The organism is Methanoculleus sp. UBA413 (assembly GCF_002502935.1).
GTDB lineage: Archaea > Halobacteriota > Methanomicrobia > Methanomicrobiales > Methanoculleaceae > Methanoculleus > Methanoculleus bourgensis.
Genome location: NZ_DAQR01000066.1, coordinates 1 through 20,534 on the forward strand (window position 1 = coordinate 1; position 20,534 = coordinate 20,534).

General features: G+C 58.4%; 19 protein-coding genes and 1 tRNA gene. 11 read left to right on the forward strand and 9 right to left on the reverse strand.

Annotated features, from left to right (window positions below; translation table 11 throughout):
• The 3 genes from polC to BP858_RS05110 all read left to right on the forward strand — a co-directional run.
• A partial coding sequence (gene polC, locus BP858_RS05100) for a DNA polymerase II large subunit (protein WP_286879011.1) occupies positions 1-3,258 on the forward strand: 3,258 nt, incomplete at its 5' end.
• A 4-nt stretch (positions 3,259-3,262) separates the two neighbouring features.
• Positions 3,263-4,105, forward strand: a complete 843-nt coding sequence (locus tag BP858_RS05105; protein WP_062261625.1) for an alpha/beta hydrolase — start codon at positions 3,263-3,265, stop codon at positions 4,103-4,105.
• Between the two features lie 43 nt (positions 4,106-4,148).
• A tRNA-Leu gene (locus BP858_RS05110) sits at positions 4,149-4,231 on the forward strand.
• A gap of 97 nt (positions 4,232-4,328) precedes the next feature.
• Here the strand turns inward: BP858_RS05110 and BP858_RS05115 are convergent.
• The gene (locus BP858_RS05115) at positions 4,329-4,466 is read right to left on the reverse strand and encodes a hypothetical protein (protein WP_179965940.1); all 138 of its coding nucleotides are present in this window, start codon (positions 4,464-4,466) and stop codon (positions 4,329-4,331) included.
• A gap of 267 nt (positions 4,467-4,733) precedes the next feature.
• On the opposite strand from BP858_RS05115, the gene BP858_RS12400 reads away from it, so the two are divergent.
• Positions 4,734-4,997 carry a hypothetical protein gene (locus BP858_RS12400; protein ID WP_422656678.1) on the forward strand — a complete coding sequence of 88 codons (264 nt, stop codon included), beginning with the start codon at positions 4,734-4,736 and terminating at the stop codon, positions 4,995-4,997.
• A gap of 38 nt (positions 4,998-5,035) precedes the next feature.
• Here BP858_RS12400 and BP858_RS05125 read toward each other — a convergent pair whose 3' ends face one another.
• From BP858_RS05125 to BP858_RS05160, 8 genes are read right to left on the reverse strand one after another with little or no spacing between them, the layout of a single operon-like run.
• Entirely contained in the window at positions 5,036-5,533 is a 498-nt protein-coding gene (locus tag BP858_RS05125; protein ID WP_286879012.1) for a type IV pilin N-terminal domain-containing protein, read from the reverse strand.
• Positions 5,534-5,566: 33 nt separating this feature from the next.
• A complete protein-coding gene (locus tag BP858_RS05130) occupies positions 5,567-6,076 on the reverse strand; it encodes a type IV pilin N-terminal domain-containing protein (protein WP_281767460.1) in 510 nt (169 codons plus the stop codon).
• A complete protein-coding gene (locus BP858_RS05135; protein WP_281767461.1) occupies positions 6,070-6,954 on the reverse strand; it encodes a hypothetical protein in 885 nt (294 codons plus the stop codon). The genes BP858_RS05130 and BP858_RS05135 overlap by 7 nt, the downstream gene beginning before the upstream one ends.
• The gene (locus BP858_RS05140) at positions 6,944-7,375 is read right to left on the reverse strand and encodes a type IV pilin N-terminal domain-containing protein (RefSeq protein WP_286879014.1); all 432 of its coding nucleotides are present in this window, start codon (positions 7,373-7,375) and stop codon (positions 6,944-6,946) included. Before BP858_RS05140 ends, BP858_RS05135 begins: the two co-directional genes overlap by 11 nt.
• A gap of 10 nt (positions 7,376-7,385) precedes the next feature.
• Positions 7,386-9,182 (reverse strand): type II secretion system F family protein, encoded by a 1,797-nt coding sequence (locus BP858_RS05145; RefSeq protein WP_281767463.1) that lies wholly within the window; start codon positions 9,180-9,182, stop codon positions 7,386-7,388.
• Positions 9,179-10,723 carry a type II/IV secretion system ATPase subunit gene (locus BP858_RS05150; protein WP_281767464.1) on the reverse strand — a complete coding sequence of 515 codons (1,545 nt, stop codon included), beginning with the start codon at positions 10,721-10,723 and terminating at the stop codon, positions 9,179-9,181. The genes BP858_RS05145 and BP858_RS05150 overlap by 4 nt, the downstream gene beginning before the upstream one ends.
• The gene (locus BP858_RS05155; RefSeq protein WP_281767465.1) at positions 10,723-12,420 is read right to left on the reverse strand and encodes a hypothetical protein; all 1,698 of its coding nucleotides are present in this window, start codon (positions 12,418-12,420) and stop codon (positions 10,723-10,725) included. Before BP858_RS05155 ends, BP858_RS05150 begins: the two co-directional genes overlap by 1 nt.
• Positions 12,421-12,422: 2 nt before the next feature.
• A complete protein-coding gene (locus BP858_RS05160) occupies positions 12,423-14,477 on the reverse strand; it encodes a PGF-CTERM sorting domain-containing protein (protein ID WP_286879015.1) in 2,055 nt (684 codons plus the stop codon).
• Positions 14,478-15,290: 813 nt separating this feature from the next.
• Between BP858_RS05160 and BP858_RS05165 the strand changes: the two genes are divergently transcribed.
• The 7 genes from BP858_RS05165 (at position 15,291) to BP858_RS05195 (ending at position 20,203) form a co-directional block, all read left to right on the forward strand.
• Positions 15,291-15,863 (forward strand): type IV pilin N-terminal domain-containing protein, encoded by a 573-nt coding sequence (locus tag BP858_RS05165; RefSeq protein ID WP_074175826.1) that lies wholly within the window; start codon positions 15,291-15,293, stop codon positions 15,861-15,863.
• Positions 15,857-16,534 carry a type IV pilin N-terminal domain-containing protein gene (locus BP858_RS05170; RefSeq protein WP_286879016.1) on the forward strand — a complete coding sequence of 226 codons (678 nt, stop codon included), beginning with the start codon at positions 15,857-15,859 and terminating at the stop codon, positions 16,532-16,534. The genes BP858_RS05165 and BP858_RS05170 overlap by 7 nt, the downstream gene beginning before the upstream one ends.
• The gene (locus BP858_RS05175) at positions 16,531-17,178 is read left to right on the forward strand and encodes a type IV pilin N-terminal domain-containing protein (RefSeq protein ID WP_286879018.1); all 648 of its coding nucleotides are present in this window, start codon (positions 16,531-16,533) and stop codon (positions 17,176-17,178) included. The genes BP858_RS05170 and BP858_RS05175 overlap by 4 nt, the downstream gene beginning before the upstream one ends.
• A gap of 50 nt (positions 17,179-17,228) precedes the next feature.
• Positions 17,229-17,837, forward strand: a complete 609-nt coding sequence (locus BP858_RS05180) for a type IV pilin N-terminal domain-containing protein (protein ID WP_394339378.1) — start codon at positions 17,229-17,231, stop codon at positions 17,835-17,837.
• 38 nt (positions 17,838-17,875) lie between these two features.
• Entirely contained in the window at positions 17,876-18,604 is a 729-nt protein-coding gene (locus tag BP858_RS05185) for a type IV pilin N-terminal domain-containing protein (RefSeq protein ID WP_286879019.1), read from the forward strand.
• Entirely contained in the window at positions 18,598-19,302 is a 705-nt protein-coding gene (locus BP858_RS05190) for a type IV pilin (RefSeq protein WP_394339377.1), read from the forward strand. The genes BP858_RS05185 and BP858_RS05190 overlap by 7 nt, the downstream gene beginning before the upstream one ends.
• Before the next feature lie 313 nt (positions 19,303-19,615).
• The gene (locus BP858_RS05195) at positions 19,616-20,203 is read left to right on the forward strand and encodes a helix-turn-helix domain-containing protein (RefSeq protein WP_286879020.1); all 588 of its coding nucleotides are present in this window, start codon (positions 19,616-19,618) and stop codon (positions 20,201-20,203) included.
• Positions 20,204-20,534 lie beyond the last annotated feature (331 nt).

Here is a 20,534-nt window from a genome sequence, read left to right on the forward strand (position 1 = left end):
CTCCGGATGATCATCGAGAACTGCCCGGTCTGCATCGACGGCGAACCGACCGAGCGGGAGGAGGTGAGCGGTTACCGGAACCTGGAACGGGTGGAGACGAACACCGTCAGGGGCGGGATGGCGCTCGTCGTCGCCGAAGGGCTGGCCCTGAAAGCCCCTAAAGTCCTCAAAAACGTCAGGAATATGAAGATGGAGGGCTGGGACTGGCTTGAGGAGATGATCAGCGGCGGCGCTTCGGCAAAGAGCGATGATGACGATGCGGGCGCCGCCATCAAACCCAAAGACAAGTACATCAGGGACCTGATCGGCGGCCGCCCGGTCTTCTCCTACCCGATGCGCAAAGGGGGGTTCCGGTTGCGGCTCGGCCGGTCCCGGAACACCGGGTTTGCGGCCGCCGGTCTGAGTCCGGCGACGATGCACATCCTCGGCGACTTCCTCGCGGTCGGGACCCAGATGAAGATCGAGCGCCCGGGCAAGGCGGCCGGGATCGTGCCGGTGGACTCGATCCAGGGGCCGACGGTGAAACTCAGGAGCGGGGAGGTGCTGCGGGTCGATGACGCTGCGGAGGCCCGGCGGATCGCCGGCCAGGTCGCCGAGATCCTGGATACCGGCGAGGTCCTGATCAGTTTCGGCGAGTTCATGGAGAACAACCACCCCCTGATGCCGCCGTGCTACTGCGAGGAGTGGTGGCGGCTCGAGGGCGGGACGCGGCGCCCGGAGGACGAACTTGAGGCGATCGAGTTCGCGCTTGAGGGGGTCCCCCTCCACCCCGAGTACACCTACCTCTGGGACGACGTCGCTCCCGCCGATATCGCCCTCCTTGCCGACCGGGTCAGCGCCGAGGGCAGGGTCGGTGACGGGGGGCTCTCCGTGCCCGATACCCCAGAGGTGAAGGCGATCCTCGAGGAACTCCTGGTCCCCCACCACCTCTCCGGGGACCGGATCGTGGTCCCGGAGTACCTGGTGCTCCTCGCCTGCCTCGGGCTGACGCTGCAACTCGAGAAGCGGCCGGCGTGGCAGGACGCTCCCCTGGAAAACTCCCTTGACCTCGTGATGCACCTCTCCGGGTTTGTGATCCGTTCACGGGCTGGCACCCGGGTCGGCGGCAGGATGGGGCGGCCCGGAAAATCAAAACAGCGGGAGATGCGGCCGCCGCCGCATTCGCTCTTCCCGATCGGTGACGAGGGAGGTTCCCGTCGGTCGTTCCAGGCGGCCTGCGCCTCAAAACCCAGGTCCAACACGGACGGCGGCATGATCGAGGTGGAGGTCGGCGAGCGCCGCTGCCCGGCCTGCGGCACCTTCACCTACAAAAACCTCTGCGAGTGCGGCACCCACACGGTCCCGGTCCTCCGGTGCCCCAAGTGCGGGCAGGAGATCGGCAAGGATCAGTGCCCCCGGTGCAACGTGCCGACGGTCTGCCTCCAGAAGGTCACCATCAACGTCAAGAGCGAGTACGCGGCGGCGCTGGAGAACGTCGGGGTCCGGGACTCGGCAGTCACGCTCTTAAAAGGCGTGAAAGGCCTGATATCCCGGGAGCGGCCGGTGGAGCCGATCGAGAAAGGGATCCTCCGGGCGCTGCAAAACCTTTATGTCTTCAAGGACGGCACCGTCCGCTACGATATGATCGACCTTCCCCTGACCCATTTCCGGCCCGATGAGATCAGTGTCCCGATCGAGCGGCTCCGTGAACTCGGCTACACCCACGACATCTACGGCCGGGAACTCACCGAACCCGACCAGGTGCTGGAACTCAGGCACCAGGACATCCTGGTCTCGGAGGACTGCGGCGAGTGGCTGGTTCGGGTAGCGAAGTTCGTCGACGACCTCCTGGTGAAGGTCTACAGGCTTGAGCCCTTCTATCGGGCGGAAAAGCCGCTCGACCTCGTGGGCCATCTCCTGATGGGGCTTGCCCCGCACACCAGCGCCGGGGTCCTCGCCCGGCTTATCGGGTTTTCGAAGGCGCCGGTCGGTTACGGCCACCCGTTCTTCCATGCCGCGAAACGGCGGAACTGTTTTGCGGGCGATACCGAGATCACCGTCTCAGACGGCCGCCGGTGGATCTCGATGCCGATCAGGCGGTTCGTCGTGGAGAACTTCGATGTCTCAAAGCCCGGGCTTGACCATATGGGGACGTTCTACTCTGACCCCATGCAGCCGTTCTATGTCAGGAGCATCGATACCCTGGGGGTGACCAGCCTCAAGAAGGTCACCTCGGTCTCGGTCCACCGGGCCCCGGCGCACCTGATTCAGTTTGCGACACGGCGGGGGAAGGTCCTCACGGTCACCCCGGACCACGCGATGCTGGTCTGGGATACCGGCTACCTGCGAAAGATCAGGGCGCTTGAGGTGAAGATTGGCGATCGTGTCCCGGCGGAGGAGGGCGGGCTTGTCATCAGCGACGAGGTCGTCGCCCGGGAGACCGTCCAGGCGCTCGACGACCGGGTCTACTGTCTAACGGTTGCGGAGAACCATACCCTGGTCGCAAACGGCATCTTCTGCGGGCAGTGCGACGGCGACGAGGACTGCGTGATGCTCCTCCTTGACGGGCTGATCAACTTCTCCCGGGCCTACCTCCCCGAGACCAGGGGCGGGACGATGGATGCGCCGCTTGTCCTGACAACCCGGATAGACCCGGCAGAGGTCGACAAGGAGTGTCTCAACGTCGATGTCTGCGACCACTACCCCCTGGAGGTCTACGAGGGCTGTCTCGCCTACGCTCACCCAAAAGACCTTGACAAGTACGTCGACCGGGTGGAACGAAGGCTCGGGACCCCGGCCCAGGTCGAGGGGTTCTTCTTCACCCACCCGACCTCTGATATCTCGGCGGGGCCGCTTGAGTCGACCTACACGAAACTCGGGACGATGCTTGAGAAATTGGAGGCGGAACTCGACCTTGCCGAGAAGATCCGGGCGGTGGATACCGATGATGTTGCGGAGCGGGTCTTAAACACCCACTTCATCAGGGACCTCCAGGGGAACCTCAACGCCTTCTCGAAGCAGAAGGTCCGGTGCACGAAGTGCAACGCAAAATACCGGCGGATGCCGATCGCCGGGAAGTGCACCCGGTGCGGGGGGAACGTCATTCCCACGGTCCACGAGGGGTCGGTGAAGAAGTACCTGGAGATGTCGCGCGATATCTGCAAGACCTACGCGGTATCTGAGTATACGAAACAGCGGGTGGAGGTGCTCTGCATGCAGATCGAGTCCACCTTCGGCGAGCCCCCGGAGCGGCAACTGGGGCTTGCGGACTTTATGTGAGGGGATGGGGGTGTCCCCTGCTGCCGGGATCCTCAGGGTCCTGAAAGGGGGCGGTTCTCTTCCGCTCACCCCCCGGCGGCCGGCGGTCGAGCCGGCGCGGGTCGGGGAGGGTGTCCCTGCGTTTCTGGTGACGACGCCTGCGTCCCGGCCTGACCTGACCCTCCTCTTCTTCCACGGCGGAGGGTTTACCGGCGGTTCGACCGCCGGCCACCTCGACCTCTGCGCAAGGCTTGCGGACGCGGCGGGAGCGGGGGTCTTCTCGGTCGATTACCGGCTTGCGCCGGAGCATCCGTTCCCGGCGGCGGTGGAGGACTGCCTCGCCGCCTACCGCTACTTGCTCCGCAAGGGGCATTCCCCGGCAGGGATCGTGCCGGTGGGGATATCGGCGGGGGGGACGCTTGTGATCTCGATGCTTCTAGCCGCGCGCGATGCGGGGCTCGCGATGCCGGCAGCGGCAGTCTCCCTCTCCCCGGCGGTGGATATGCTCTTCCTTGGCGAATCGGTGCTCTTCAACCAGGAGACCGACTGGCTCACGCCCAAACACCTGGTCGGGATCCTGGAGGACTACATCGCCGGCCACGATCCCACCGATCCCCTGGCTTCACCGCTCTACGCGGACCTCCAGGGGCTGCCACCGATGCTCGTGCAGGCGGGGGGCGGGGAGATCCTGATCGACGGGATCGCGGCGTTCGTGAGCGTGGCGGAACTGCAGGGGGTTTCGGTCACGTTTGACTGTGCGGAGGGGATGTTTCACTGCTGGCAGGCGTTTGCCGCGGTCCTCCCGGAGGGTGTGGCGGCGGTGGAGCGGGTCGGGGCGTTTGTCCGGCGGTGGGTGGCGGAGGAGTAGGCGCCATCAAGCTCATTAGTTCTCACGTGCAATAGGTACAGGCGCGAGGATAGCCAAGCGGTCAACGGCGGTCGACTCAAGATCGACTCTCGAAGGAGTTCGCGGGTTCGAATCCCTCTCCTCGCATTCTGGTTTTGGGTTATAGTTTTCTCGAAAAAAGCAACCGCCCCGATTATGGAGCCCTTAATCGAAAAAATGAAAACAGTCGGAAGTTCCAGGCGGCTCACTTGATCTTTTTCTCGAGCTTCTTGAGCTTCTTCTTGGCGGCTTGGCTGCCCGCAGCCGCCTGCTGCGCGAGTTCTTCTGCCTTGGCCTTCTTTGCCCTGTTTAGTTTCTTCAGTTGTTTCTTAGTCGTTGGCATACAATTACCTTGCTACTTCTTTGACTGGTTCTATTCATCGTATTCCTTTGTATAAATATCCCCAAACGGGCTGCATTTTCAAAACACCCTGGCATTTTCTCATTGACAGCAGAATGACAGCACCTGCTGTCAACGTCGGGGTCGCTATCCGGAACACCTCCCCTTTCCGCGGAGCAGCCTTCATACCCTCATTGCCGCCCATCGTTCTCTCTAGTTACCACGATCCAGCTCCGGCCGGAGACCAGGGCCCGCCTGGATGGCGTAACGGTGCACCCGCGGGAGAGTTACGGCGAGACGCTCAACCGCCTCCCGGATATGGCATACGATCCCGAGAAGGGGCACCAAAACGTCTGGCAGGCCCCGCCCATGCACCGCGACGGCGAGTTTTCCCGGTTCTCCCGGTATCCTGAACCCGGGGATACCCGCCTTTGCGATGCTCTCCCTTCCCGGAGAGGAGATGCCCGTCATCCCCACCCCACGGGGGGCAGTCATGGCAAAGAACCCGGGAGCGCGACCGGAGCAGGGGCCTGAGGGGCATCGAGACAACCACGATAAAAAAAGGACCCCTCTCAGACCTTCCTGATCAAAACCTCGCCCGATGAGATGGGAGAGCCGGTACGGCGGTCGATGAAACGGTACGTCAGGTGGTGCTTACCGCACTCGATCTTCGCACCTCCGGGGAGGGTGACACGCTTATTGGTCTCATCATACTTACCAAGAGAGACCTTAAACCGGTCACCAAGCTCAACCATCGGGTTATCCGGGTCAAAGGTCTCGATAAGCCGCGGCTCCCCTTCATTCCTGAGCACCATATGCAGGGTTTGGTCCTCACGCGAACCGATACTCACCTCCACCTGGTCGACGTTGAACGGGTCCCCGGATAGGTGGTCGAAGACGACCTGATATGTACTTGTACTCTCGTTCAGTTCCGGCTGCCCGGTGGCGACCAGGTCCGCCCTGATCGGCTGCGCGGTATCACCCGCCGCCCCGGTGGCGTACACCGCCACAAGAGCCACGATGATCAGCGTGACCGAGATCATCAGCATGACGCCAATCACCTCAGACACGGCGTTATCATTCTTCATACCATCTCTCATAATTCACCGCTCCTTCAGGAGAAGGCTGCTCTTATGCAGGAGGGCACCGCTCGGCAGGTGGTAGACCGCCACATCAACCGTGACCGACTGATCGATATACCCGGACAACTCCTCCTTCTCAACCCCAAGGAACCTGGCGGTCCCATCCAGTCCCCCGGTATTCACACCAACCCCCACCCTCCAGGTACCGAGCCCAAAGGAATCCTTCAGTTCATCCCCCTCATGCGACGCAGGACGAAGATCGCCGTCCGGCAGGTGGACCCAGGTGTTGACCCTGAGGTCCTCGATCCTGACTTGGTCCCCGCCCCGGTGCTCGAAGACGAGGGTGAAGTTCTGTCCGCTCCCTGCAGTATACACTGCAGGGTCCACCGAAGGGGCTTTCTCCTTTGTGTCGGCGGCCCCGCCTGCAAAGGAGGCAACAAGCGCGGCGATGATGATCACGATCGCCAGGAGAAGCATGACCCCGATGACCGGGGAGACCGCAGAGTCGGTCTTCGCACCGGCACCTAGCATACGCTTACCTCGACGTTCACGATCCGGAGGGTCACGGTCATGGAAGATGTGAACGTAAGTTTATGAGACGATTCGCCTTCGCCAGGGGGTATATACGTGGCGCCAACACCCTTTCTCTCAACCTCTTCGCATTTTTCTTTCAGAATTTCCTTCATTCCAGGCACCCCACCGTCAGCGATGAGGTCTTCAAAGACGATTTCAGTCACTTCATCCAGGGACAACTTGGGAAGAGTAGTTGCATTCACCTCGATCGTGGCTATCCCGCTCCCGGTGATGTAAAATTCATCTTCCTTCCGGGTGAGGTTCGTCGCGGTGATCTCAAGGTTCGCACCAGACGGGTTCAAATCGATGACCGACCCGAGGAACTCAACACCCCTCTTTCCCAGCGCCTCATCCATCGTGTTGTACCCCGACGACTGCGGTACCGTCACATTGTCCTTCGTCACCGCAACAAAGCCATACTCCCAGCGGTAGCCCTGCGGCTCCCAGGTGGTAAACGAGGGCACGTAGGAGACGTCCACCAGGGAGACATTCCCCGTCATCCTCTCACCTGTCTGGTTGGTGACGGTCACATCCACCAGAGGCCGTTCTTCCCCTATGGTGACCAGCCCGCTCGAACGGACCGGGCTTAAGAGAACATCACCCCCGCCGAGGGAGAAGGGTTCACTGAACCGGGCTGCTTTCTTCTGCGATACCACGTAATCGATATCAGAACCAAACCTGACAAAGGCATTCGCCACATCCCGCGAATGTTCAATCTCAGACTGCTGCTTCAGCCCGGGAAGATACGTCGCAGAGTAGATTGCGATCAGCGTGGCGATGATGCCGAGGATCAGCATCATCGCGATCACGGTCGAGACCGCTTCGTCATTCTTCATATCTAACCTCCCCTGAGTAAATGACATTCTTCGGCGTGATCAGCCGCACTATATCTCCCTTCCCGAGGGAAGGGTCAATTTTGACCTCCAGGCGCCCGCCAAGGTCGAAGGCGTTGGTCGTTTTGTTGGCGTGGTCGTAGAGGAAGAAGTCTGCATACTCCTTCCTCTTCCCGTCCTTACCGATGACAAGCACCGTCAGATCCTTCTTCTCCACCCAGTCACCCCCTTTGTGCCAGAAGACCACCTTGTCATCGCCCGACTCGTTCTTCATCGCGACATCGACGCTCGCCTCCCGTCCACCCGGGACCAGGGAGAACGCCGATGTGGCGAAGAGGGCGATCAGGATGATGACCAGGGCTATCATGATCATCTCGCCGACGACCGAGGATACCGCCTCATCGTGCTGAATTCCATCTTTCATAAATCGCGCCTCATATGATGTAGGCAAAGAGGATCACCGTCGCAGCCAGCATCACACAGACGTGCTTTAAGCCGGCAAGTACACTGTTCGAAGAGAGCTGCCCGGCCATGATCCCCGAGAAGAACCCAAGGATGATACCGACATGGAGCATCTCCCGGATGTTCGAAGAGATATCAAAGGTGACGTCATACGCCGAGAAACTTGAGATAAAGGCGACGTTCAACTGGTAGGCCGAGTAGAGGTAGATGCCGAACGAGAGGTATATCACCGCCAAGTAGACGAACGAGGCGTTCAGCCGCTTTGTCTTCATCTTGATATAATGCTGAAGGTCGTTGATCGCGATCGACAGGATCTCGCGGATGTAATCGGTCACCTCGCTTGCCCGCACTAGGAGAGAGATCGCCCGTTTCACCGAGACCAGGCCGATACGCTCCTCCATCCGAACAAGGGCGCCTGAAACGCTGGACCCGAGCCTGAGTTCCTCGGCGGCGATCTGCACCTCACGAGAGAGAACGCCCATCTTGGTGTTGGAGATCATGAAGATGGCGCCCTGCAGCGTCATACCGACATCCCGCATATCCGCGATCTCGGCGAGGAAGATGGGGAGCTGCGCCTCGACCTTCATGACGTACCGGCGGCGTATCTCGTAGGCGATCATCACTGGTATCACGGTCACGATGACGGCAAGACAGAGAAAGACCTCAAAGGTATAGGTAGGGAAGACCGACCTGAAGGAGCCGAACCGGTAACTGAGGAAGAGAGCGCAGAGCAGCCCTGTGCCGATCACCGCCCCGACCGTGTAGTCGGAGATGTAGAAGGCCACGGGATGGCGGAGGATCTCTAAGATGCGCAGCCAGCGTTTTCTCGACTCGAGGTTCTTGAGGAATTTCTCATCGGGTTCTCCTTCGGCGGCAGGGTCCAGGATATCGGCACCGAACTCGGAGTCCCGCACCTCACGGCGCGTGACGTCGAGGTTGTCAGGCGGAAGGAGGACGTAGAGGATGAAGATAAGACAGATCGCTCCTAACGGGAGACCAAGATACATAAGCGGCATGATGCCTGCGAGTTGGCTCTGTCCGGTGAGGTTCTGGGCAACCAGGATGATGATGATCGCGATCGGTCCGGCAACAAACGCAGTCACGTAGACCTCGGCGATCATTTCAAGAATCTGGAGAAGAGCCTCCTGCTCCTGTCGGGCGAGCTCACGGTATGTCTCCGACTTGGAGTTGAAGAACGTGGTGAGGTTTCCTCCGCTTCGGTAGACCAGCGTGAGGTCGTTTATCAGTTCCTTGAAGTTGGCGGACGGCGTGACCTCCTGGACGTTTCGCATCGCCGTGAGGAGGTCAAGACCAAAAACCTCCACATCTCTGACGATGAGCCCGCACTCCTTTGAGACCTCGCCGTAGAGGTCGCCCGCCTCGTAAACAGCCCGGAAGATAGCATAGAGCGTGAGGGTGGACGAGAGCGCCTGCATGTAGGTGACCGCGTGAGGGAGGTCAACCTCGATCCGCGCCCGGCGCCCCTCAGCCAGGAGGCGGGGGTAGAGGTAGACGCCAAGGAGGAGCAGACCGACGACGGCGATAAAGCCGATTAGAACGGTAACGCCGTAGGGGAGGAAGGGGAGGATGTTGACCTCGACCCCGAAGATAGAGAAGAGGAGAACGGCGAGGATATAGAGAAAACCGGTAAGCAGGGCTACGATCAGACCGTACTGTAGGTAGCGGGCGGCGGGGATCGGTATGTGGGCTGAGAGTAACGAGTGGGCTACCTCGTCCCTGAAGGTACGCGGCGTTGCTGTCTTCGTCATTGCTGTCCCTGTGCCATCATTTCCTGTATCATCTGCCCGACCTCCGATGGAGAGAGAGGGCCTGCCCGGATCATACCCTCAAGGGCGGTTCTGCGAAGAGCGACGGCCGCTTCGAGCTGCTCTCTGCTCCAGCCGTTCCGGTAGGCGATATCGTCAAAGACGGCCGACTGCTCATACACCCTGACGAAACTATCACTCCGGTGGTCCCAGGTGAAGAGCGGTTCCCACCTGACTTCGTCGTCAACGACCCGGATCTCGTTCAGCGAGAGACATCGGCGGAAGCCTCGCCCCTTATCATAGAGGAGGCTCTGCACCAAGACTAGATCAAGAGCATTGAACATCGCCACCGGGACGTTGATGGGATCATGGATCAGGCGGTTCACTGTCTCCCGCACGTTCCCTGCGTGAACGGTGGAGTAGGTGGTGTGCCCGGTGTTCATCGCTTGGAAGAGGGTCTGCGCCTCTTCGCCGCGCACCTCCCCGACGATGATATACTCGGGCCGCTGACGGAGCGCCGCTTTCAGGAGGTGGAACATGCCGACGTTGCCGGTGCCGCTGACGTTGGTGCTCTCACGTGTCCGCATCGGCAGCCAGTTGATATGCGGAAGTTGGATCTCGCGGGTATCCTCGATAGAGACGATCTTTGCCACCGGGGGTATGAAGAACGAGACGGCGTTCATCGTCGAGGTCTTGCCGCTTGCCGTTCCTCCGGAGATGATCATGCTCTTCCGGTTCTCGACCGCAAGCCAGATGTGCGCCATCAAATCAAGGTCGTAGGTATGGTTGGCGATGAGGTTGACCGGCGTCATGGGGTCGGCGCGAAACTTCCGGATGGTGAACGAACTCCCCTTGGAGGAGATGATGTCCGAGTAGGTGATCTGTGCCCGCGACCCCTCAGGGAGGGCGGCATCGATGAGCGGGGTCGAGAGCGAGAGCTGTTTGTCAGCCTTCTGAGCGAGTTTGAGCACGAACTTGTTCAACTCTTCTCCGTCAAAGACGCAGTTCGTCTGAATATTAGCGTACTTCCGGTGATAGAGAAAGATCGGGACATCCGGGCCGTTGCAGGTGATATCCTCGATCTTATCATCGTTCATTAAGGGGTCCAGTTTCCCGTAGCCGAGGAAGTTGCGCTGGAGGTAGTAGACGAGTACCTCCACCCGCTCATCGGGGATCTCGGGATCAAAGGAACGGATCACCCTCCTGAGGAGGTCCAGATCGAGGCCGAGTTCGCCCCTCTTGCGGGCGGTATCGTAGATGAGCATCGCCCTGAGTTGCTCAAACGTCTCTTCGAGGATGATCAACTCTTTCTCCGTGACCTTGGGTTCGACGATCTCATAGCCGAGGGTGATCGAGTCCCTGAGAAAGATGTTAGCGTAAGAGAAAGGAGGGTCCAGCCAGTAGCGTTCGACCATATCCACGCTTGGGTCTGCGGGGGGGAGGTTTAGGATCAGGGGGGCAGGGTCCGGAACCTCGCCTGCGGCAGCACTTCGCTGCGGCGCGTTTCTTGCTTTCTTCCCGAAGAGGGCTGAGAAGTCGAACATTATATCCCCCCACGGCAGGCTGTTTCAGCCGGTTTGCCGTGATACTCGATGACCACATCCACCTCGCAGTTCCTGACAAAGACCGCGAGCGCGTAGTCCCCTGGACCGAAGACGGCCTCGCTCTTACGCTGGCTCGCCCCGTAGAGTGTCTGCCAACCGAAAGCACGGTCAAAGGCGGCGACACCGTCGTCGATGCGGTAGACAGCGAACCGCACGTCGCTGTATGGGGTCATCTTCTTATCTGAGTGAGCAGGGTCCATCTTCTGGATCGTATACGTGACTCGCCAGGGGACCGGGGCGATGACCTCGGTGACGCCCCGGAACGAGTAGGCTTCGGGGTTCTCAAGCAGGGGGTCGCGCATCTCGAGGATGTTCTCATGGAGCCGCCATTTGTCGTCGTAGGTCCAGGAAACTCCGGCCGGGTACCAGGTGCTCGTGGAGTAGTTCTTTACTGATTCTAACCAGGTCATCAGCGGCGGAGAGGGCTCGGAGACCGGGATGCGGAGAGCCCCCGGGAGACTCTCGTTCGCCGAGAACGGAGGCGTCTCACCGAGGGGTTGCTTACCGGCAACGGTGGTGCCGGCATCGAGGCGGTCGTCCCGCGAGAGGGTCCAGCCCAGCCAGAGGTCGTCGCCGCCGTCGAAGTAGGGTATCATACCGTCGTAGGCGCTACGTGGGACGCCTTTTTCTGTGGTATTCGCGGTCCATGCCGCAGATACGACGACCGGCTGGTTCCAGACGGCGTCCTCCACAACGACGGTATGGGCATCGGCTACTTCCGCCCCGGCGACGAACGTCCGGTTCGCCGGATAATACCGGAGATCGCTAAAGCGACCCGAGGATGTGGCGTTGTACCAGACTGCCTCACCGGAGTACCACCCAGATTCAGGATCGGCACCCTCCGGGAAGGTGACGCTGCAGGTCCGGTTTCCGGGATAGTAGATGAGTCTGCCCGCCGGAGCCTCTGCAACGGTCCAGTAGAGCCGCCCGGGAACCGTACCGTCGGTGATCAAGGCGAGGGCGGTGGCCTCGGGGATGATCGTGCGCCGGTCGTGGGTCGCCGGGTAGTAGAGGAGGCCGACACCGTAACCCATCCGGTCAAGGATGGCGGCGGCAAGGATAGCATGGTCTTCACTGTCTCCTTCCCCTGTGGCAAGGGTTATGACCGGGTAGTTCGGGTAAGCGTCGGTCGCGCGGCGTTCTTCGTCTGTTGTGTAGTTGAGGCTCTTCACGAAGGCGAGGACGTTGCCGACGGTATCACTGTTCCCGTACCCCACCGTCAGGGATGTGTTGAGGAACCAATCTGCAAGGTTCGCGATGATACCGTCGTCGCCGTCGGTCAAGACGTACTCGGCCATGCGCTCCGGTTTCTCTTCGTAGGTCCCGTATGACGAGGAGAGAAACCGCTGGTAGGTGGCGTTAGAGATGTAGAGGTCCATCGCCATCCTGCTCCCGCGATATGACCAGTTGTAAGACTTCAAGCCGGTGACCACCTCCCTCTCCCCCTCCTGTTCGTCCGGGCCATAGGAGGGCTCGGGCTTGGGCTCGCCGAAAGCCGGACCCGGCCCGGGAACGCCTCCATCGCCACCGAGAAGACCGGAGAACCGGAGGGCGGCAACAGCACCGACAATGACGATCGCGATCACAAGAACGACGATGATCTTGTTGAAGAGCGACTCGTCAAACGTGAGATCCACACCTACCGCCTCCTCAGGAGGAGCACACCGAAAACCGCGGTAACGGCGATAAGCCCCTCAAACCCCGGGGACTGCGTCGTAGGCAGGGAGATGGGCGTGAACTCCGGCTCCACGGATGGCGCGGGGGCGCGTGTTGCCTGGGTCCGGTGTGGGAAGGGGTTCTGCGCCTCGCCGACCGTGGTGTTGCGTTGGTTCCCCTCGCTGAGGAGTTCGAAGGCACAGGTCTCTTTGTGGTTGACGTCTTTGCACGTAATGGTGATCAGGTACTTCCCCGGATACCAGGAGTTGGTATCGATCGGGTCATAGGTGAACGGACGGAGCCCGGTGATGGGGTCGTACTTCTTCGGAACGGTGTAATTGACCGGGATCTTCATGACGGTATTCGCCTTGCCCGATCCGTGCAGGTCAAGCGAGGTGATCGTCAGGGTCAGGGTATCCGAGACGTCTGTTCCGTCGGCGGTCGTCCCTTTCCCGGCGAGGTTGGTGGCCCCCTCGACGACCAGTTCATCCCCGACGACCAGTTCGCCGGGCGACCTGATCCGGATCAGGGGATCTTCGACGGTGAAGGTGTCCATCATGTAGATGTCGTCGACGGTCACCGAATCCAGCGCATCTACCATGGCGTTGGCCGCACTCCTGCCGTCAAGATTCCCGAGGTTGACGAGCACCCTTCCATCGTCCACATTGAACAACTCCCTCACGTGGCCCCTGAAGTGGAGGTTGTTCTCGGGCAGAACGTCGAACCGGTTGTTTGGTCCGGGGTGGTGGTAGACGATGAAGTAGTCGCCGGGGGAGAGGTCGTAGGTGAAGTTGCGCGAGTGGGTGATCCCGTATGACCCATCGTCATCGAGAGGGAACCTAGGGTTACAGTCAGCATACTTGAAGTTCGGGCCGAAGATATACCACTTCATATGGCCGGTGGAACCTGCTATCCTGTCATTACCGGGGCTCCCGCGGGCATACCACCACGAATAGAGGTAATCCCCGCGGGCGAAGACCCCGCCGGTCGCTTCATCGAACTTTGCGTGAATGGTCGGGCTGCTCAACTCGTACTCCCATGACGGGGGGACCTCACCGTCGATGGAGCCGGGAGCGCCGGGGTAACAGCTCTTCCGATACCCGGTTGGCTGGAGGTTGGCATGGACAGTGTAGGTCCCCTCATCGCAGGAGAACTGTGCGGTAATCCAGTCATACTCCCATACCCCGAGGACGGGGTTGTAGTATGTTACAGTGAACGTATCCAGCGCATCGTCCACCACTTCCCGATTTGGATCGGTAAGAGGTGCCCCGTTCGGGGGGAGGTTAGGGCCTGTGACGAAGAGGTAGATCGGGATAAAACCAGAATCTGATTTTTTTATGTTTTTCAGTGTCCCGGAGAGTTTGATGGTGTCACCGATGGCGTACTGGTTCTGTTTTGGTTCGTCAAAGATCACTGTCATGACCCTCTGATCGATGGAGAATGTTGCGTGCACCGGCTGGACGGCGCCGGGGCCGGTTGCGGAGACGCGGTAACTGGTGATCGGAGCCTTCTTTGGGATGGTGATCTTCAACCGCACCTTGCCATCCCACTCCGGATAGGCGCGAACGTGGTAGTCCGATACCTTTTCGTGCCAACCGCCCCCCTCAAAGCGAGGATAGTCCTCCCCTGCCGGGGGAACGGGCAGCTTAACATCGTACAGCATGAAAGGCGTGCCTTGGACCGTGAGTACAAGATCATCGCCGCGCGCCGCGGTCTCCCCAGACAGTTCAAGTTCAAGCGGGTAGTCCTGCACCGTGAAGGGGTAGCGCAACTCGTGATTGAGACCGTTCATGGTCATCCGAAAGACCATCGTCGCCTGACTGTTCCGGGAGACGGCACTCTGATCGGAGAGACGGAATACATACCTAGTATCAGGAGCTGCAGGATCGGCGGAGAGGTCCTTGAGGGAGACCAGAGTTCCGGCTGTGTTGACGATGCTGTCTGTTTTGACATCTCCCTGCAGTTCGTATTCATACCATGAACCCTGAAACTCGCTAACAGGGAGGCTATGCTCGGGCAGAAGGAATTGCACTCCCATTATCCGATAGGGGATGGTCTCCGGCCGGCAGGGGTTCGATTGCGGCGGAACATCTGTCTCGGAGACGCGCACCATCATCCATCCAAGAGAAGCGGCGGCGTCCCGTACCAAGCAATATTTGTTTGAATTGAGAGTTCCGTCGCCATAAACAGGATAATACTGTCCCGGGCTTCCGCGAATGTAGTTTGCGATGTTATTTGTGATTGCGATCGGATCGGTCTGTTGCCCTGAGTCAACCCTTACTATCCGCACCGGGTCTCCTTTTACCTCGTCTGAGAATGCCGAGAAGTTCACCTTCTTCTCTCCCAGAAACACAGTCTCCCCTATATCGATCCCGGCATTGGGCCCTTCTGGCGTTGCAAACCGCGCCGAGGCCACCGGTATTAGAGCAACCATGAGAAGAAACACTACGCCCAGTACCGTCAGTATCCGAGAGTCATCCATACTATTGGGCCTCCCAGAGGCAACGATAGACTACCATCCCAAATTAATTTGTTATAACGCTATTTCACTTTGTTGCAATGCAGAGGTGGCATGCGACCTCGATCTACGACGTTGGATGGCACGATTTTGAGAAAGGGGCGCACATCAAGGGGATATGAGTAAATTAATATAATATAAGCGACACTGTGATCTACAACAAAATTTGCTCTAACTAAATTTATATTGTCAAATGGAGAACACCATGTTTCGACGGAGAATGACATGAATGACATGATTGCGCAATCCTGCAGAGATAGACCGGCGCCACGGGGCAGGAGAGAACCGCGCCCTGACAGGTGGGATGATGCGGTCTCGCCGGTCGTCGGGGTGATGCTGATGCTAGTCGTGACGATCATCATCGCCGCGATCGTCAGCAGTTTTGCCGGAGGTCTCGGATCTAGCAGCGGAAAAGCGCCTGTAGCAACGCTGGGGATCGAGATGTCTGCCGGACCAAACGATAGAAACGTGACTATTGAACACCTGGGCGGGGATCCGCTGGCGACGAAAGATCTCAAGATCGTCAGTTCATACACCGTTCCCGAGACGTGGGGAAGTAGTCCTCTGAAAGAGAACGTAGGAAAGGTCATCAAACATACCATCGACGGATCGCTCGCTCCGGTCAAAGAGAACGCCATCGATACTGATGCTCCCGGGTATCCGTTCACCCCGCAGATAACCAACGACGACAGCATCGTTTCCACAAGAACCGCGGAAAAAACGTTCGGGACGGCGATTCTTGTCTCCGGGGGACGGCTCACCTTCGACCGGGATACCTTCCTCGGGTTTGAGACTGACGAGCGTGCGGCCTATGGATTTGGGGAAGGGGCTACCGTGAACGTGATGATCGTTCACACCGGCAGCGGGAAGGTCATCTATGATAAGGCGGTGGTTGTACCATGGTGAATTCATGGAAAGACGATGCAGTCTCCCCGGTCATCGGGGTGATGCTGATGATCGTCGTCACGATCATCGTCGCAGCAACGGTGAGCGTATTCTCTACCGCGTTTGCCTCGGACACAGATGCCGCACCCGGAACTCTGGTCGAGTATGTCGGTGTGATAAAAGGCCCGATCGGCGAACTTGGCGAGATAGGACTGGTATTTGAGAACAAAGGCGGAGAGACGTTACTCCTGTCGGATCTCGAGCTTCAACTGAAGTCAACCCTGTCCGGAGGAGACGAGGTCTCGATCTCCTATACCGATACGCCATCTGAAACCTACCGTGGGCTCTCCAAACCGAAAGAAGCCCGTCTCTCGTCTGATTTTACGTATCGTATGAAGAAGATCGGAATTAAGGATAAAAAAGGTGATGTCACAGATGATGCATTTGCTGCCACAACTTTGGCTAATTCTAAGATCAAGGCAGGAGATCGATTTGTTATTCACGCAGACCGCTACATCGAGGACGGTACGAGCAAATACGGACGTGTCGTGTATGTCGCAGACCGTGGTATAACAGGCGCACCGTACTCCAGCGGCGAGTTCGAGGTGAGCAGCAAGACGACGTACACCCTCACCGACAAAAACACCGGGGCGGTAATCGCCTTTGGTACTCTTGTAGGAAGTGTGTTATGATCAAGCAGATTTGGATGAGAAAAAGTATGAGCTCTAATATGGACGACGCGGTCTCGCCGGTCATTGGTGTCATGCTGATGCTGGTCGTGACGATTATTATTGCCGCGTTTGTATCGGCTTTTGCCGGGAACGCCTTCGGGAGTACTGAGACTACACCCTCAGCGGCCCTAGATGTGAAGATTATCTCGGATGGGGGCAGTAATCCAGCAGACCCGCAGTATGTTATGTTGATTGAACACCACGGTGGAAGCAGCATTCCAACCTCTGATATGAGAATAATCACCTATTACGCACCCCCAGCATCAAAAAAGAAGAGTATGCAGCATGGGGAGGTGACATCCTCGACAAAACCTGTGAGAAACATGATCATTGATGGTGAGAAGATCGCATCCGTGAAGGTCCCGTACCTGAATGATGTCTCCCGCGGCAAACCTGGCGAGGAAGGCACCAACTTTGGCGATTACACATTCTCCTCCGGCGACGTCATCAGCACCGGGGGTTCTGCAGGTACCGGGGTCGTCCTCGGTTTTGATATAGATGACCGCTCAGCCTTCGGCTTTGGAAGAGGGTCTGCAGTTGATGTCGATATCATCCATCTCCCAAGTCAGAAGAGCCTCTACAGCGGCAGGGTGATTGTACAATGATTCAGTGGCATGCAGTGGATGATAACGCAGTATCGCCGGTCGTCGGGGTGATGCTGATGCTGGTCGTGACGATCATCATCGCCGCCATGGTGAGTGCGTTCTCCGGCAGCGTTGCGCAGGACGAGACGATTGCACCTCAGGTTACCCTATCTGCATCATATGTTTCCAGTATTATAGATACGGATAAGACAAACACGGAGCCTGATCATCCTGCATCCTTTAAGCCAAACAACGGCATCGAGTTCCGTCTCTCCGGCGGAGACTCGTTCTCGCTGCGGGATATTACCGTCCAGTTGAAGAACGGGGACAGTGTCATAAACTTCGATATGAACACGCTTCTCAACAGCACTGTTGCGGCGGTCGATACATCGAAGTTGACGCCAGTGAAGAATTCCCGGGGCAATGAGACATACTTCGCGCTTCCCGGGAGAGGAAACGAACTGATAACCGTTGGTGACTCGTTCAGGATCGTCGCCGATGACTGTTACGACAGCACATTGTGCGAAGAAAAAAATGTTGTGAAGGGAAGATTCCTCACCTGGTCTCCTGAGAGTTCGGGCGGCACGTTCAGGGTACAGGTCAATGTGCCCTTCGAGTACACGATCATCGACCAGCTGAGCGGCAAACCCATGCAGCGTGGTACGATCGTCATGCGGTGATCGTTCGCGTTCAAGAACAGAAACGAGGTAATCCAACAATGTGCAGAGACAGAAAAGACCCTGAAAAAAAAGAAGAGCCTCTTTTTTTCACCGATGATGAGCGTGCGGTCTCTCCGGTGATCGGTGTCATGCTCATGCTGGTCGTGACGATCATCGTCGCTGCCCTTGTCAGCAGTTTTGCTGGCGGCCTGAGCGATTCAGCCGACCCGGCACCGACGACGGCGTTTGAGATCAGCGTCCGTGCAGGGGATCCCGTTGAAGGGGGTCGCGGGGCAACGACCTGGTGGCCAGGTCCCGCCCCCGAGTGTGTGGTGCTGAAGATGATCGCCGGGGAGACACTCAACTCCCGAGACCTTAAGATAGTCACAACCTACACCGTCCCTGAGACCTATAACGGGGTGCCTGTGAGGCACGCCGGCAAGATCATTAAACACACGCTGGACGGCGCGATCGGCCAGGAAGATGTCTGGGATGAAAACTCGGATCCCTTCGTTCCCCAGGTTAACGGGTATTGTCTTGAAGATCCAGCTTTAAACAGTCTTGCACCTGGAAACGGTATGTTTGGTCCCGGCGCCCCACAGTTCGGCACCTGCCTGTTTCACCCGGGCGAACAGTACTGGTTCAAGGAACGTAACCCGTTCTTCGGGTTCGATGTGACGGACAGAACGGCATACGGGTTCCAGGAAGGGTCTGTCGTCCATGTGACGATTGTTCATACGCCAACCGGTCAGACCGTGTATGATAAGGATGTGGTGGCAGCATGGTGATGAATAAAATGCAGGTATCTGAGCATGCAGTCTCCCCGGTCGTTGGGGTGATGCTGATGGTTGTTGTTACGATTATCATTGCTGCGGTTGTTAGTTCGTTTGCAACTGCTCTTGGTGGTGACATCGACACAGCATCGGACGCCCGGGTTGAACTGGTCGGGATATCTTCCGGAGGTTATAAAGATGAATCGCCCCCTCCATGGACATACGCCCAGATTGGGATTGTCTTTAAGAATGCCGGCGGCGGTTCCCTGGATCTCAGGGACCTGAAATTCTACATGACAGGTCTTGGTTTTGGTACCCAGGGAGCGGCTACGCTGACCTATAACGACCCTGTCGACCCCAGGTATGTCGAGGACAGTGGGCAGCAGAGTGGTGCAGGACGATGGCGTGTTACGCTTCCCAAAGAAGCAGCAGGGCACCGGATGCAGAAGTTCGGCAGCGGCCTGAAACTTGAGGATCTGAACGACCCGATTGTGGAGCCCGGAGAGCGGTTCATCGTCTACTGTGAGTATTTCAGTTCCCCTTCGCCCCCATACGCCCCTTCGGTGACACTCGGTTTCTCCTGTGCACGGGGGGGCTACGGGTGGTCAAGCGGCGCAATCGATATCGATGGCGGCAGCGAGTATACCCTCTCGGACATTAAGACCGGTGTGGTCTACTCCTCCGGGTACCTGGAGCCAGAGCATATATTCTGAGTATTCGCCGTAGAACAGCCAGTCGGGGGGAAAACTCCTCCCGAACCACCCAATTTAATCTCGGGGCGGAAGAAACCGCGCCATAGACGAACACTCTTTTTTATCCGACCCGACAGCGGATCCCCGCTCACCTCGCTCCCGAGGGTCTTTCTGAACCCTGCATTCAGTCTGCGGAAAGAACGAATCCCGGGCCCCGGCACAGGTACGGATGCGCAGGTATCCTCTCAACGAGGCATTCATCGCCCCAAAAACACCGACCAAGCGCATAAGACCCATATCAATAAATGTGGACTTAACGAAATTATATTTGTTTATGCTGAGAAAAGAAGGTGGTGCCCCCGAGACCGTTACTAACCATGAAGATGGAATGACACGGATCCTGAGCCTCCTGCAGAAAGAGATACACGGCCTCTCGATATCCGATATCTCCCGGAAGATCGGCCTCAACCGCAACTCTGTAGCCAAGTATCTGGGCGTGCTCGTGACGCTGGGTAAGGTCGAGAGGCATACCGTCGGTTCGGCGAAGGTGTATCTCGCCTCTTCTCGTCCATCTCTTCTCGAACTCTTCGATCACATCCAGGACAGCGTGATCATTATCGATTCCGACCTTACGGTGAGGGGCATCACCTTGGCCTGTTGTGACCGGTTCGGTCTTTCGAAGGAGGGTGTTGTCGGCCAGGCTGCTACCGAGGTCGCATGCCCGTTTCTGGAGGGTCTGGTAACGTCGGACGTGTTCTCCAGGGCAATCAGGGGGACAGAGCAGGTATCGGAGATCAGGGTCGATCCCGGTACCGGAGCACGGTATCGGGCGGTATACATTCCAGTGGTATTATTCAACGGTCAATGCGGGATCGCAATTATCTTCAGAGGGATACACCGGGCGGGGAAGAACGATCATTGAGGCGACATCGGAGGTTCTTCCTGAAACCTCTCCGCAAGAGGGGGCCGGAACGTGCCGACACCATCCCTTGCGGCCCTGCTCATCAGCCACACCAACTCTCCCATGAATCGATCCGAATTCGGTTGAATATGGTGCAAGCCCTACTCCACAAATCCTCGGGGCAAGCACTCAAAAAAAGAGATTTATCCGATCCGCTGGTTGGTCTTCGGATCCATGTAGAGGGGGTCGCGCAGTTCACAGGAGGACCCCGGCTCCGCGGTCGGGAACGGGAACGTCTCGTAGAGCGACGTGAAGATGTAATCCAGGAGTTTGTCGGCCGCTTTGATCGGGT